The 14,343-nt window shown below is 44.3% G+C and carries 14 protein-coding genes and 1 pseudogene; 13 read left to right on the forward strand and 2 right to left on the reverse strand.

Translation table 11 applies throughout. The features are described from left to right. The 10 genes and pseudogenes from FS736_RS24330 to yajC all read left to right on the forward strand — a co-directional run. Positions 1-627, forward strand: a pseudogene (locus FS736_RS24330) (hypothetical protein); the annotation flags it as partial. After that, complete coding sequence (locus FS736_RS12625; protein ID WP_186326771.1) at positions 617-1,600, forward strand: aminoglycoside phosphotransferase family protein; 984 nt, start codon at positions 617-619, stop codon at positions 1,598-1,600. The pseudogene FS736_RS24330 and the gene FS736_RS12625, both read left to right, overlap by 11 nt. 100 nt (positions 1,601-1,700) lie before the next feature. Next, complete coding sequence (locus FS736_RS12630; RefSeq protein ID WP_186326772.1) at positions 1,701-2,411, forward strand: YhcN/YlaJ family sporulation lipoprotein; 711 nt, start codon at positions 1,701-1,703, stop codon at positions 2,409-2,411. Between the two features lie 553 nt (positions 2,412-2,964). Further along, a complete protein-coding gene (locus FS736_RS12635; RefSeq protein ID WP_395883516.1) occupies positions 2,965-3,495 on the forward strand; it encodes a BofC C-terminal domain-containing protein in 531 nt (176 codons plus the stop codon). Between the two features lie 420 nt (positions 3,496-3,915). After that, positions 3,916-4,524, forward strand: coding sequence for a Holliday junction branch migration protein RuvA (gene ruvA, locus FS736_RS12640; RefSeq protein WP_144477759.1), 609 nt, complete (start codon positions 3,916-3,918; stop codon positions 4,522-4,524). A gap of 64 nt (positions 4,525-4,588) precedes the next feature. Next, positions 4,589-5,590, forward strand: a complete 1,002-nt coding sequence (ruvB, locus tag FS736_RS12645) for a Holliday junction branch migration DNA helicase RuvB (protein WP_144477761.1) — start codon at positions 4,589-4,591, stop codon at positions 5,588-5,590. Continuing rightward, entirely contained in the window at positions 5,587-5,793 is a 207-nt protein-coding gene (locus tag FS736_RS12650) for a DUF2905 domain-containing protein (protein WP_144477763.1), read from the forward strand. Before ruvB ends, FS736_RS12650 begins: the two co-directional genes overlap by 4 nt. Positions 5,794-5,838: 45 nt before the next feature. Continuing rightward, positions 5,839-6,867 carry a tRNA preQ1(34) S-adenosylmethionine ribosyltransferase-isomerase QueA gene (queA, locus tag FS736_RS12655; protein WP_144477765.1) on the forward strand — a complete coding sequence of 343 codons (1,029 nt, stop codon included), beginning with the start codon at positions 5,839-5,841 and terminating at the stop codon, positions 6,865-6,867. Positions 6,868-6,915: 48 nt separating this feature from the next. Further along, positions 6,916-8,055: a tRNA guanosine(34) transglycosylase Tgt gene (gene tgt / locus FS736_RS12660; RefSeq protein WP_144477767.1), complete on the forward strand. Its 1,140-nt coding sequence runs from the start codon at positions 6,916-6,918 to the stop codon at positions 8,053-8,055. Positions 8,056-8,130: 75 nt separating this feature from the next. After that, a complete protein-coding gene (gene yajC, locus FS736_RS12665; protein WP_144477769.1) occupies positions 8,131-8,403 on the forward strand; it encodes a preprotein translocase subunit YajC in 273 nt (90 codons plus the stop codon). A gap of 85 nt (positions 8,404-8,488) precedes the next feature. Here yajC and FS736_RS12670 read toward each other — a convergent pair whose 3' ends face one another. Beyond that, complete coding sequence (locus tag FS736_RS12670) at positions 8,489-8,875, reverse strand: TIGR04086 family membrane protein (RefSeq protein ID WP_144477771.1); 387 nt, start codon at positions 8,873-8,875, stop codon at positions 8,489-8,491. A 191-nt stretch (positions 8,876-9,066) separates the two neighbouring features. Here FS736_RS12670 and FS736_RS12675 point away from each other — a divergent pair, with 191 nt between their 5' ends. Then, positions 9,067-9,720 (forward strand): DUF421 domain-containing protein, encoded by a 654-nt coding sequence (locus FS736_RS12675; RefSeq protein ID WP_144477773.1) that lies wholly within the window; start codon positions 9,067-9,069, stop codon positions 9,718-9,720. A gap of 26 nt (positions 9,721-9,746) precedes the next feature. Here FS736_RS12675 and spoVB read toward each other — a convergent pair whose 3' ends face one another. Continuing rightward, positions 9,747-11,309 carry a stage V sporulation protein B gene (spoVB, locus tag FS736_RS12680; RefSeq protein WP_144477775.1) on the reverse strand — a complete coding sequence of 521 codons (1,563 nt, stop codon included), beginning with the start codon at positions 11,307-11,309 and terminating at the stop codon, positions 9,747-9,749. A 118-nt stretch (positions 11,310-11,427) separates the two neighbouring features. On the opposite strand from spoVB, the gene FS736_RS12685 reads away from it, so the two are divergent. Both FS736_RS12685 and secDF read left to right on the forward strand, forming a co-directional pair. Next, complete coding sequence (locus FS736_RS12685; protein ID WP_283903875.1) at positions 11,428-11,727, forward strand: post-transcriptional regulator; 300 nt, start codon at positions 11,428-11,430, stop codon at positions 11,725-11,727. Between the two features lie 221 nt (positions 11,728-11,948). Continuing rightward, the gene (secDF, locus tag FS736_RS12690; RefSeq protein WP_144477777.1) at positions 11,949-14,219 is read left to right on the forward strand and encodes a protein translocase subunit SecDF; all 2,271 of its coding nucleotides are present in this window, start codon (positions 11,949-11,951) and stop codon (positions 14,217-14,219) included. The last annotated feature ends 124 nt before the right edge of the window (positions 14,220-14,343 follow it).

The following is a 14,343-nucleotide window of genomic DNA, read 5'->3' on the forward strand; positions in this document are numbered from 1 at the left end:
GGTCAGATGCCGATGATGCCGCAGGTCGGTGGAATGATGGAAAACCAAATGCCGCAAGTCGGCGGGATGATGCAGGGACAAATGCCAATGATGCCACAAGTCGGTGGAATGATGGAAAACCAAATGCCGCAGGTCGGCGGAATGATGCAGGGACAAATGCCGATGATGCCACAAGTCGGTGGAATGATGGAAAACCAAATGCCGCAGGTCGGCGGAATGATGCAGGGACAAATGCCTATGATGCCGCAGGTCGGTGGAATGATGGATAATCAAATGCCGCATGTAGGCGGAATGATGGATAATCAAATGGCACCTCAAGTCGGCGGAATGATGCAGCCTCCAATGATGCCTAAGCAAGTTCCAGGTGCTGTTGCTGGAGGCGATTGCGGGTGTGGCGGCACAATGGGCAGCCATTATGGTATGATGGGTCCTGGAATGAACCCATACCAAATGATGCCTTACGGCGGCTATCCAGGTGCACCAGGAATGCATATGTACCCTCACCTTGGCTACCCAATGGGCATGGGACCGCAGGGATTTATGAACCCTTATGAAGCAGGTCCAATGGGTGGAGGATACGGAATGCCAATGCCTAGATATAATGACGAAGAGAGCAATGAATATTAACATCAGGAGAGGGGGAGACGATTATTTTTTCAATCGTCTCTTCTCTTATTTCAACAGCGAACTGGATGTCAAAATTCATGGCATGAAACAGTTGAGGGGCAATGTCTATCTTGTTGAAACAGAGGACACCCGCCTCATTTTAAAAGGATATAAAGATTTACGAAAATTAAAGATCCAGGAGGCATTTGCTTCCTCATTGAGGCAAACCGGCTTTGACTCCTCATACAGATTTTTAAGGATGAACACAACTCTTCAATTCCAGGGTTTATTTTACGGCTGTATTGAGTATATTGACCATCATGAAAATCGATTTGATTATGGGGAACAGGCGGACAGAAAAGAAGGAATCACGCTCCTGGATAAATTCCATGAACATACTTCATTGCTGGCACCTTCCTATGCAGGGATGCTTCCTAAAGCGGATTTGGCAAGAAAATGGGATCATCGAAAGAACGAATTCACCAAAAATTTGCAAGCTGTCCATTTTTATGTGAACAACGCCATCACAGATGAGCTCCTGGATTGGGCCGATGTTTCGTTAACACATTTTGATGCTTCAAAAAAAGAGCTTGAACAAGAACCGCCAGCAATCCTTCATGGCGATGTTGCCCATCATAATTTTCTTCGATCAAAAGAGGGAAAGCTGTATTTAATTGATTATGATTTGATCAGCCTGGGCCCGAGAGCGTACGATATGCTCCAGTATGCCAATCGAATCCTCCCCTTTCTGGACTGGGAATTTGACTCTCTGAAAAAAATCGGACATTTTAAAAAATGGCTCGGTTATGAATCGTTTTTATACGGCCTATTGTACCCGGCAGATATCCTGAGGGAATGGAACAGGATGTTCAGAGAAAGAAATCATTTATCACCAAACAGACTTTCTCCTCTGATTGATATGACGATAAACCAGTTCCAGCAAAGAAAAAAATTCCAGGTAGATGTTAAATCCCAGCTTAATACTTGGAAGTGATTTGGACGTATCTGTCAGAATGAAAACCCATCCCCATCCGCACTCTAATAAATGAGCATTAAGAAGAATGCTCATTTTAGCTAGGATGGGGGTTATTCGTTTGAACAAGAAAATGATGTTCGTTCCTTTAGCCTCACTGCTTGCGTTAGGTCTGACAGCCTGCAACGGAAATAATGAGGCATCTGTTCAAAGTACGAACAGGAACCAGGCCCAGCCACTTGGTTATTATTCGAATGAAAAAGGAAACGAAGTCGATGTAATGGATGACAGGGAAGGGGCACTTACGGAGCTATTTGACCATAATTTTGGCAAAGAAGGTGCCGCTGAAGAAGATCGCAAGCGAAAGATGCTTCAGTCGAGGGATGAAAATGGGAATCCTCCAAACCCGACCGTTCCGCGTTCAGACCATGACCATAATTTTTTTCAAAAAGACAATAAATACAGCCGTGGAGATCTGAATTACCATGGACATTTAAGTGAGCACAGAGGGAGCGGCAAGGCAGGTATTTATTCCAATACCGGACAGGATAACAAACTTGCACGCAAGGTCTCGCTTGCAGCAGAGTCTGTCGATAATGTCGATAAGGTGAGGTCCGTAATGTTCGGCCGCGAAGTTGAAATTGCGGTATCCTACAAGGATAAGTCGCTGAAAAAACAAACAGATAAGAAAATTAAAAAAGCAGTACTGCCATATACCGAAGGCAGGGAACTTCGCATCATCGAGGATGAGGGAACCTTCAGCAGGACAAGGAATATTGATTATGACCGAAAAAATGGCAATCCGCGTGAAAGCATCAATATCAATCCTTGATAAATAATAGAAGGCAGATCACGATCTTGCCTTCTATTTTTATGCTCAAAGAAACATTTTTTGATCGAGCTTGGACAATAATCACATCAATGAGCAGATAAACAAGGCCAGAGCCGATTTATCATAACAATAATCGCATTAATGAGCAGATAAACAAGGCCAGAGCCGAATTATCGATACAATAATCACATTAATGTGCAGATAAACAAAGTCAGAGCCGAATTATCGTCACAAAAGTTCCATATATTCCTTCAATGTACCGATAATTTAAGTTAATTCTGCTTTTTCTTCATAATTAACACTTTTAAACTCCGATAATTTGTGGACGTGCCTTTATCTACCCTTAATGTCCGCTAATCTGCAAACAAACACTAGTTTTTTCAACATCATCCTCATTCAACCCAATCCTTCTATAACGGTATTCAAAAGCAATTATTCCAAGCAATACAGCAAAGGGATAATTAAAAGTCGATTGGCTATACTAGTAGTGAAAAAGAATTTAAACACTTTTGGCAAATAAGAGAGGTGGACGGCAATGGCTTCAATCAATTTAATCAAAGCGTTCAGCACTGCTGTATTGCTCCTAATCAGTTTATCAGGGGCTGGTCCAGTACTTCCCCCAGGGCAGGTTCATGCTGAGAAGCCTGGTGAAGCAGTCCATGAATTCAATGAACCTCTTAAGGTCACAATCATTTTGCAGAGAATCTATCTTGATGGTGAAATGAGTGAGGAAAAGGTCGTGGAGACGGTTTGGTCGTTAGAAGATTTTTGGGCTAAATATGATAAATGGCAGCTTGTAGATATGGATGCAAAGATGGCGGTATTCAGGCAGGATGTTGATGATATTTCACCGCTTCTGAAGGCAAATGGATATTTCGGCCTGTCAGATGAAGGGGTACTGACTATTTTTAATGGAAGGCCTGATGGTTCGAATATTATTCAATCGTTCTTCCAAATCGACCTTGGCAGACTTGAGAGCATCAAGCGGGATCAATTGAAAAAGGGAATTCCGATCCGCAGTAAACAATGCTATGAGGAGGTCTTGGAGACCTTTAAACCATATACGGTGAAAGACTTACATTAAAGAGCCGGGATGACTGGCTCTTATTTGCGTTTTCCAAGGTTTCTTAGAGATTTTATTACTGGATAAGAAAGTATAATATATCCACGTAGATTAGAGCAGCTCGAGACGTTTGTCTAGCTGCGGCTCCTAACTCCTCGAGTCGCTTCGGTCCTGCCAATGAAGTCAAAAGAACGACTTCACTGTCAGGCCCTCCAGCGCTTGTCGGAGTTGGGCAGTCGCCTCCGCTTTTCGTTTTCGGTCCGCCCGATGAAGTCAAAGAGCGACTTCACCGGGCGGCCCTCCAACGCTTGTCGGGGCTGACCAAGGCGCTTGCGCTTTTCTTATAAAATGATCATACGTTCGCCTTTTTGCATATTTTTGTTCATACCTTTAAAAAGAGTATGTTAAAATGAGTTACAGCAAAGCAGAGGGGCGAGAGTATTGTATGAATTCATAAAAGGTAACGTCGATTTTGTCGGTCCTGAATATATAGTGATTGAAAACGGGGGTATTGGCTATCAAATAATGACGCCAAATCCTTTTGTGTTCACAAAAGAAGCAGGCAAAGAGGTTTGTATTTTTACATATCATTATGTCCGTGAAGACCTCATTTCGCTTTACGGATTCAAGACCAGGGAAGAAAAGGCGCTTTTCACCAGGCTTTTGAATGTTTCCGGCATCGGGCCGAAAGGGGCACTGGCCATCCTTGCGTCGGGAGAACCGGGCCAGGTGGTCCAGGCGATAGAAAATGAGGATGAATCGTTCCTGGTCAAGTTTCCTGGAGTAGGCAAGAAGACTGCGAGACAAATGATTCTTGATCTAAAAGGAAAATTGCATGACCTTGTACCGGATTACTTCCCTAATCTATTCAATGCTGATGAGGTGGCTGCGACAATTTCCCAGTCCAATGAGTTCGATGAAGCTCTACTGGCATTAAAGGCACTTGGTTACTCGGAAAAGGAAATCCGCAAAATCACACCAGATTTGAAAAAGGAACAATTGACAACAGACCAATACATCAAAAAAGCATTGCAAAAGCTTTTAAAGTAAACTAAGTGATAACAGACCAGTTGACCAGCAGGTTCGATTATCCAGCATAAAGAGGTGAAAACAGATGGAAGAACGAATCATCTCCAGTGAAGCGGGCGACCAGGATCTTTCATTTGAGCAAAGCCTGCGTCCCCAGACTCTAAGACAATATATCGGCCAGGATAAAGTGAAGGCCAATCTTGAGGTGTTTATTAAAGCGGCAAAAATGAGGCGTGAAACGCTTGACCATGTACTCCTCTATGGGCCACCCGGCCTGGGAAAGACTACACTGGCAGCGATCATCGCCAATGAAATGGGTGTCAATCTAAGGACAACCTCAGGGCCGGCGATTGAAAGACCTGGTGATTTAGCGGCTATTTTGACTGCTCTGGAACCTGGCGATGTTCTGTTCATTGATGAAATTCACAGGCTGCCGAGAACGATTGAAGAAGTGCTTTACCCAGCAATGGAGGATTTCTGCCTTGATATCGTCATCGGAAAAGGGCCGAGTGCCCGTTCTGTCCGGCTTGATCTGCCCCCATTCACGCTCGTTGGTGCGACAACCCGTGCTGGTTCTCTGTCAGCACCATTAAGAGACAGGTTTGGAGTATTGAGTCGTTTGGAATACTATAATGAGGTACAGCTAACTGATATTGTGGTCAGGACAGCTGAACTTTTGGAGACGGAAATTGACTGGCTTGCTGCCCAGGAACTCGCGAGAAGATCGCGGGGGACACCAAGGATCGCCAATCGCCTGTTGAAGCGTGTGCGTGACTTTGCGCAGGTGCGGGGCAATGGTGCGGTCGAGGAAACACTTGCCCGGGAAGCATTGGAGCTCATGCAGGTCGACCGTTTGGGCCTTGACCATATAGACCATAAATTGCTTAAGGGCATCATTGAAAAATACCGAGGCGGCCCGGTCGGTTTAGAGACGATTTCTGCTACGATCGGAGAAGAATCTCAGACCATAGAAGATGTTTACGAACCCTACCTATTGCAGATCGGGTTTTTGCAAAGGACCCCAAGGGGAAGAATTGTAACGGAGGCTGTATACCGACATTTTGAAATGGAGGTGCCAGAACGATGACAGGAGCAGCGAAATTCGTCATGATCGCCGGAGCAGTCATCTTCATCATTGGCTTCATTATGCAGTTTATCAATATAGGAAGATTGCCAGGGGACATTGTCATTAAAAAAGGAAACACAACCTTTTACTTTCCAATTGTCACTTCCATTCTGGCAAGTATCATCTTATCAGCGATCTTTTACTTGATCGGCCGATTCAGATAATCAAGGATCATTAAAAATTTATAGAAACTTAGTAAGGGTGACATCATGAAAGTAGATATGTTTGATTTTCATTTGCCGGAGGAACTGATTGCCCAGACTCCGCTTGAACAAAGAGCGGAAAGCAGACTGATGGTTTTGAATAAAGAAACGGGCAGCTTGGAACATGATATTTTCAAGAACATTAAAAACTATCTTATGCCAGGTGATTGCCTCGTCCTGAATGATACCAAGGTGCTTCCTGCAAGGCTTTTTGGCTTGAAAGAGGATACCGGAGCAAAGATTGAAGTGCTGCTTCTGAAACAGCTTGAGGATGATGAGTGGGAAACGCTTGTTAAACCGGCGAAAAGAGTGAAGGAAGGCACGAAAATCACTTTTGGCGACGGCCTTTTGACAGCGGTATGCACCGGAGAAGCCGAGCATGGCGGCAGGAACATGAAGTTCTCCTATGAAGGCATTTTCTATGAAGTACTCGAACAGCTTGGAGAAATGCCGCTTCCTCCTTATATCAAAGAGCAGCTGGAGGATAAGGACAGGTACCAGACGGTTTACGCAAGGGAAAGAGGATCTGCTGCGGCGCCGACTGCAGGCTTGCATTTTACAGAGAGCCTGTTGGAAGATATCAAGGAGATGGGCGTCCATATCGCTTTTATTACTCTCCATGTCGGACTGGGAACGTTCAGGCCTGTGAGTGTTGATTCCATCGAGGAGCACGATATGCACTCAGAATTTTACCAGGTAACCGAAGGTACGGCATTGCTTTTAAACACAGTTCGTGAACAGGGCGGCAGAATCATCACAGTGGGAACGACATCGACTCGGACACTGGAAACGATCGCCACAGCGAATGATGGTAAATTTGTCGCTGAAAATGGCTGGACAAGCATCTTCATCTATCCTGGTTATGAATTCAAGGCTATCGATGGGATGATCACCAATTTCCATTTGCCGAAGTCTACACTGATCATGCTGATCAGCGCTTTGGCTGGACGGGAAAATGTCCTGAATGCCTATAATAAAGCAGTTGAGGAAAAATATCGCTTTTTCAGTTTCGGAGATGCGATGCTGATTCTATAGTAAAAAACACATTAAATGAACTTTGGACTTCTGGAAGGAGCTTGAACATTGTCAGCAATCCGTTACGAATTAATTAAAACTTGTAAGCAGACAGGAGCGAGGCTAGGGCGGGTGCATACACCTCATGGCTCTTTTGAAACCCCTGTCTTCATGCCCGTTGGAACCCTGGCGACAGTCAAAACGATGTCACCTGAGGAATTGGTCCAGATGGGTGCCGGGATTATCCTGAGCAACACCTATCATCTTTGGCTGAGACCAGGCCATGAAATCGTCAAAGAAGCTGGAGGCCTCCATAAATTCATGAACTGGGACCGCGCGATTCTCACTGATTCAGGTGGTTTCCAGGTATTCTCTTTAAGCGAGTTCAGAAAAATCGAAGAAGAGGGCGTCCACTTCCGCAACCATTTGAATGGTGACAAGCTATTTCTTTCCCCTGAAAAGGCGATGGAGATTCAGAACGCTCTTGGATCCGATATCATGATGGCTTTTGATGAGTGCCCGCCATATCCAGCGGAATATGATTATATGAAAAAGTCAGTCGAAAGGACATCCCGCTGGGCCGAGCGCTGCCTGACAGCACATCAGCGTCAGCAGGACCAGGGATTATTCGGGATTGTCCAGGGCGGTGAATACGAAGAACTGAGGAAGCAGAGTGCAAAGGACCTGGTTTCTATGGACTTTCCTGGCTATGCAGTTGGCGGCCTGTCAGTCGGAGAACCGAAGGATGTCATGAACAGGGTACTAGAATTCACCACTCCATGGCTGCCATCCGACAAGCCTCGCTACCTGATGGGAGTTGGCTCACCGGATTCCTTGATTGATGGCGCCATCAGAGGTATCGATATGTTTGATTGCGTATTGCCTACACGTATCGCCCGGAATGGCACGCTGATGACAAGCGAGGGCAGGCTGGTTGTCAAGAACGCCAAGTTCGCGCGTGATTTTGGCCCATTGGATCCGAACTGTGACTGCTATACTTGCAAAAATTACAGCAGGGCATACATCCGTCATTTGATTAAAACGGATGAAACATTCGGAATTAGACTTACTTCTTATCATAATCTTCATTTTCTGATAAACTTAATGGAGCAGGTCAGACAGGCGATTCGTGAAGACCGTCTGGGGGATTTTAGAGATGAGTTTTTTGAGCAGTATGGTTTCAATAAGCCTAACGCCAAAAACTTCTAAATAAACTGCTTTTTAATGAGGCTGTTCTGGCATCAAAAGCTTCGGCAGCCTTGACCACGAAAGGAGGGGAAACGAATGGAAGGATTGGTAGGTACAGTATTCCCGTTATTGCTGATGTTTGTATTATTTTACTTCTTGTTGATCCGCCCGCAGCAAAAGAGGCAAAAAGCGGTTCAGCAAATGCAGAGTGACCTGCAAAAAGGGGATAAGGTAGTCACGATCGGCGGTTTGCATGGAATCGTTGATGGAATTGATGAAGGTACTGTTGTCATCAAATGTGGTGACGGAAGCCGTCTTACATATGACCGCGCGGCAATCCGCGACGTCAAAGAATCAGCGGGCGTATAATGTAAAGCGGATGCGCTCTTAACAGATTCAGAATGTAAAATGTTTTACTTGCGAAAAAAGAAGCGGACTTTTGCCCGCTTCTTTTTTATGCTTTAGAGGTGCCGCCTACGATGTTCACCCCGAGTATGCCGCCCATCATCGCGGTGAGGATGTAACAAACATGGTAGATGACTTGTTCCAGCGAAAATAGACTGTCATATCCCAGATACTGAAACAAGAAAATAATCAGGGAATAAGCCAGGCCTGTTCCTCCTCCAATTATCCACCCTTTCTCTTTGCCGTTCCCGCCGGTGATAAATCCCCCGATAAAAATCGATAAAAATGAGATGGATGTCATCACGTATTGAAGCGATGATTCCTGGACTGAAGTGAATTTCAGCAGAAGTGAAAATATAAAACTGCTCACGATTGCCAATAAAAAAATGGCAATCACTCCGTAAAGGACGGCCCTGCCCAAACTTTTCGATTCCATTAACCCCTCTCCTCTCTAGTCTCTGTTCCCCTGCAACCGGGAAAACCCTAGTACAAGCATATTCAGGTAAATGGACAATTAGAATCAGATTTTCATTAACAGTCAGTTGAAAAAGCAGAAACTGTCAGTATTTTTTCAGCGGAAAATAAAACACTAAGGAGGAATGCTTTAAGAAGAAGGGCGGGGGAAAAGTGGAACAGTACTTCATCATCCTTTTTAGGACATTGCTCCTTTACTTATTAATCCTGTTGATTTTTCGTTTAATGGGAAAAAGGGAAATCGGTGAATTGAGCATCCTTGATTTGGTTGTCTATATCATGATCGCTGAGATGGCTTCCCTGGCCATAGAAAACACGAAAGATCCGTTGATTAATACCCTTCTCCCAATCAGTATTCTTGTCATTATCCAGATTACATTGGCACTCCTTTCTCTCAAAAGCAAAAAGTTCAGGGATATTGTAGATGGAAAGCCGACAATCATTATTAATAATGGGAAGATTGATGAAAAGGCAATGCGATCGCAAAGGTATAACTTTGACGATCTGCTGCTTCAATTACGGGAAAAAGATGTTGGAGACATTTCCGATGTGGAGTATGCCATATTAGAGCCGTCTGGTACCCTATCTATATTCCAGAAAAATTATGATGATCAGCAGGACAACAGCAGTCTGGCCCTGCCGCTGATCATCGATGGCGAGGTTCAGGAAGATAATCTTGATATGATCGACAAATCAAGATCCTGGATGCTGGAGAAACTTAGGAATAAGGGGTATGAAGATCCCGGCGAGATCTCTTTTTGCAGCTACCAAAACGGAAAATTTTATATCGATCTCAAAGATAAATAAAAACGTGGATTCATTGTCCACGTTTTTTAACTATACGTCCTTGTAAAAAAAGACATTAGGACTGACCGCAGTTTCATAAGCTCATTTTTCCTGATTAAACCAAGAGCAACTGACAGTGATAAATAGAGGGTTGTAACCGCTCCAGCATTGGCAAGAATTCTTAATGATAGTCCCAGCTCTTCACCCTGCCAATCCCAGAGCAGGAAACCCAATGAGCCAGAAAGAATGATGATGGTAAATAACTTTAAATAATCTTTTACATAAAAGCTGAAGGAAACAGCCTTAAGCATCGTCGCAAAATGGAGAAGGGTAATCAGGACGATTCCCATGACCATTCCCAGGGCGACTCCATTGATGCCAAACGCAGGCTGGCTTGCCAGAAGGAAGATGACTGCGGTTTTTGCCAGGTTTCCGATCAGGCTGTTAATCATCGCTGCCCTTGCCAAATCAAGAGCCTGCAGTGCTGCCTGCAGCGGACCCTGGAAATAGTAGAACAGGAAGAATGGAGCCATCAGCTTGATGAATTGAGAACCATTTGAACTCCCGTACATTAATGTCATCAAAGGCTCAGCAAGTACATATAACACCACGATCGCAAGGCCGCCTGTTAATAAGGAGAAGCGCAATGATTGCTGAAGGAGGTGCTCAATCACCTTCATGTTCTTTTTTGAGTTCGCTTCACTGATTGCCGGAACAAGGGATGTGGACAGAGAATAGGTGATGAAGGAAGGCAATAACAGCAGCGGCATTGCGAAACCTGTCAATGCTCCATATTGTTTGGTAGCAGCAACAGCTGCCACACCGGCTATCGCAAGACTGTGAGCAACTACGATAGGTTCGAAAAACCAGGAAACTGAGCCAATCATTCTTGAACCGGTTGTTGGCAAAGCAATCCTCATTAATTCATTGAAGGTCGATTTTCCAGAATGGACAAACCCGAAAAAATTCTTCCGCAGCCGGAACTTTTTCCTGAGCTTAAAGGTGGTCATTAAATAAATCAAGGAAATTAGCTCCCCAATCACTGAAGCGATCATGGCACCTGCCGCAGCATATTCAATCCCATAAGGCATGAAGGTTTTTGTCAAAACAGCGATCAAGGTGATCCTTACAAGTTGTTCGATTACCTGGGATATGGCAGATGGCCTCATATTCTGCCGGCCCTGGAAGTAGCCGCGAAGAACGGAGGATACGGCCACAATCGGAACTATCGGCGCAATCGCCAATAGCGGCCACTGCGTTCTTGGATCTGTGAACAATGTTTCCGATAAGTATGGTGCAAGCAGGATGAGAGCAGGTGTAAATAAGATGGACAGTGAGACGGTCGTAGCCAGAGAAACGACAAGAATCTTCTTGATTTTTCGGGAATCACCCTTTGCCTCAGCTTCTGCCACATTTTTGGAAATCGCGACCGGGAGGCCCAGCTGGGTAATCGTCACAACGAGCACCATGGTAGGGAAGGCCATCATATAGAGGCCAACACCCTCTTCGCCAATAAAGCGGGCAATGACAATTCGATTTATAAAACCAAGGACCCTTGTGATGAGCCCGGCTATAAGTAAAATAAATGTTCCTTTTAAAAACTTCGACATTCCGCTCCCTGCCTTCTCAAAAATGCATATTTCATATACAATTAACTATATGCAGGAAAGTGGACAAAGCATGACAAGCTTAAAATATTAAACCAGAAAATTTGAACGAGGAGGCCAGATGATGGAAAAAAGCCATCAGTATGGACGGTATTACAAGCAAGTGAAGCCGGCTCTTGAAAGCAAAATCGAAGAATTCAAAATATTCGGTTATGACCAGGTGAATGGACCTGATCTATGGGCATACCTGACCAAGAAAAAGTGGAAAAAACCAAAAGAAGACATCCAACTATATGAAATTGTTGCTGATATCTTATCTGCAAAAATCGGTGACGTCATGAATTTCACAACAGTTGAAGCTTTCAAACTTGGAGATATTGCATTCGATAACGAAGAAGAGATGAAGGAATTGTTGAAGTAGCATTAAGTTTGTAATAGAACCAGAAAAAGACGGAACCCGATTTTTTCTTCTCATGTAAAGCTTTCCTGATGAAGAGAACGGAAAAAGCCTAATTGACAGTTTTTTTAAACTGATACATAATTAGTATGCTATAAATTGGTTAAAGTTTTTTCATTAAGTCTTTTTTTTATTTGTCTGGCAGCATGTGTTTTTGTGCGAAGAATAAGGAGGATTTATACATAATGGTTAAACGCAGCCGCATCTTGGCCTTCTTTTTGCTGGTTATTTTAATCGGAAGTGCCATGGGTGCAACAACCCAGAATATATTGAAGAATATCAACCTTGGTCTTGATCTTCAGGGAGGCTTTGAAGTTCTTTATGAGGTCTCGCCTCTGCATGGAAAAGAAGGACAAAAAGTTGACCGGGAAACCTTGAAGAGTACTGCGGAAGCACTTGAACGCAGGGTTAACGTTCTAGGTGTCAGTGAACCGAACATCCAGATAGAAGGGGATGACCGGATCCGCGTCCAGCTTGCTGGTGTCAAGGATCAGAACAAAGCCCGTGAAATCCTTTCTACCGAAGCGAATCTTACCTTCCGTGACGTGAACGACCGCATCATGATGGATGGAAGTGACCTGGAGGAAAACGGTGCAAAGCAGAGCTTTGACCAGCAAAACAAACCTAGTATTTCAATCACTTTAAAAGATGGGGACCAGTTCGGTGAAATCACGAAGCAAATTCGTGATATGGCTCCTGAAAATCAACTGATTATCTGGCTTGATTTCGAGGAAGGAAAGGATTCCTACAAGGAAGAAAGGATGAAGCCTGATCCTAAATTCCTTTCCAATCCTAATGTAGATAAAATCCTGAATCAGAAAAATGTTGAAATTACCGGTAATTTCACAATCGAAGAAGCCCAGCAGCTTGCCTCTTTGCTGAACGCAGGCTCATTGCCGGTCAATCTAAAAGAAACATACTCAACATCTGTAGGCGCCAAGTTCGGTGAACAGGCATTGGATGAAACAATATTCGCAGGAATCATCGGTGTCCTTGCTGTATTCGTCTTTATGCTGGTTTTATATCGTTTGCCTGGTATAGTGGCAGCTATTACTTTATCTATCTACGTTTACCTGATCCTGCTCGTATTTGACTGGATGCACGGCGTCCTCACACTTCCGGGTATTGCCGCATTGATCCTTGGTGTGGGAATGGCTGTAGACGCCAATATCATCACCTATGAACGGATCAAAGAGGAATTGAAGGTTGGACGGAATATTAAAGCGGCTTTTGAAGCGGGAAGCAAAGGCTCCCTGTCGACGATATTCGATGCCAACTTGACAACATTGCTTGCTGCAATCGTATTGTTCGCATATGGGACAAGCTCTGTAAAAGGTTTTGCGACAATGCTGATTATCAGTATCCTGGCAAGCTTCATCACCGCAGTCTTCGGAGCCCGACTTTTCCTTGGCCTGCTCGTTAACAGCGGACTATTCAAGAACAAACCACAATGGTTCGGGGTAAAGCGAAGTGAAGTCCATGATATTTCTGAAGGTGTGGATACACTGGATTTGAAAACTAAATTCGACCGTTTTGATTTCATAAAAAACAGGAATAAATTCTTTACGGCTACAGCTGTATTAGTCATCATAGGTTTGATTGCGCTTTTCGCATTCCGACTCAACCTTGGGATCGATTTTGCGAGCGGGACCAGGGTGGAACTCCTATCTGACAGCAAGCTGACAGCTGAGCAGGTGAAAAATGAGCTGGATAAGGTTGATCTGGAAACAGACGATATCGTCATATCTGGCGAGAACGGCGAAATCGGTGTGGCCAGGTTCAAAGGAGTTCTATCAAAGGAAGAGATTTCTGAGCTGAAATCCCACTTTAAGGACGTTTATGGAGCAGAGCCGAATGTCGGGACTGTATCGCCGACAATCGGAAAAGAGTTGGCTAAAAACGCCATGATTGCTGTTGCCATCGCTTCCGTGGGGATCATTATCTATGTAACAATCCGTTTTGAAATTTACATGGCATTGGCAGCTGTCCTTGCACTGCTCCATGATGCATTCTTTATCATTGTTTTATTCAGCCTGACCAGGCTCGAGGTGGATATCACCTTCATCGCCGCCGTCCTGACGATTGTTGGTTATTCAATCAACGATACCATTGTTACTTTTGACCGGATGCGCGAGAATATGGTGAAGAAGAGACGTTTGAAGACACCGGAAGAAATTGCGGATGTCGTCAATTCTTCGCTTCGGCAGACACTAGGCCGCTCTGTCAACACAATTATGACTGTTGTCATAACTGTCGTTGCGCTGTTGATTTTCGGAAGTGCATCCATCTGGAATTTCTCATTCGCGCTTCTTGTTGGTTTGATTGCCGGTACTTATTCTTCCATTTTCATCGCGGCACAGCTGTGGTATGTATGGAAGGTCAAAGAACTTAAGAAAAAAGGCACCATCAAGACTTACAAGGAAAAGAAAGTCTACTCAGATGAGCCGCAAGTTTAATATAAGCTATAAAAAAATACCACGGGGTTTCCCGTGGTATTTTTTCGTTTTTACTGTGTTAGAAAACCCCTGGCTATGCCGGGGGTTCCAGAGAGCTTATAGCGTGGTAGTAATAAAAAAACCT

Origin of the sequence: Cytobacillus oceanisediminis 2691, from assembly GCF_007678455.1 — a bacterium.
Lineage (GTDB): Bacteria > Bacillota > Bacilli > Bacillales > Cytobacillaceae > Mesobacillus > Mesobacillus oceanisediminis_A.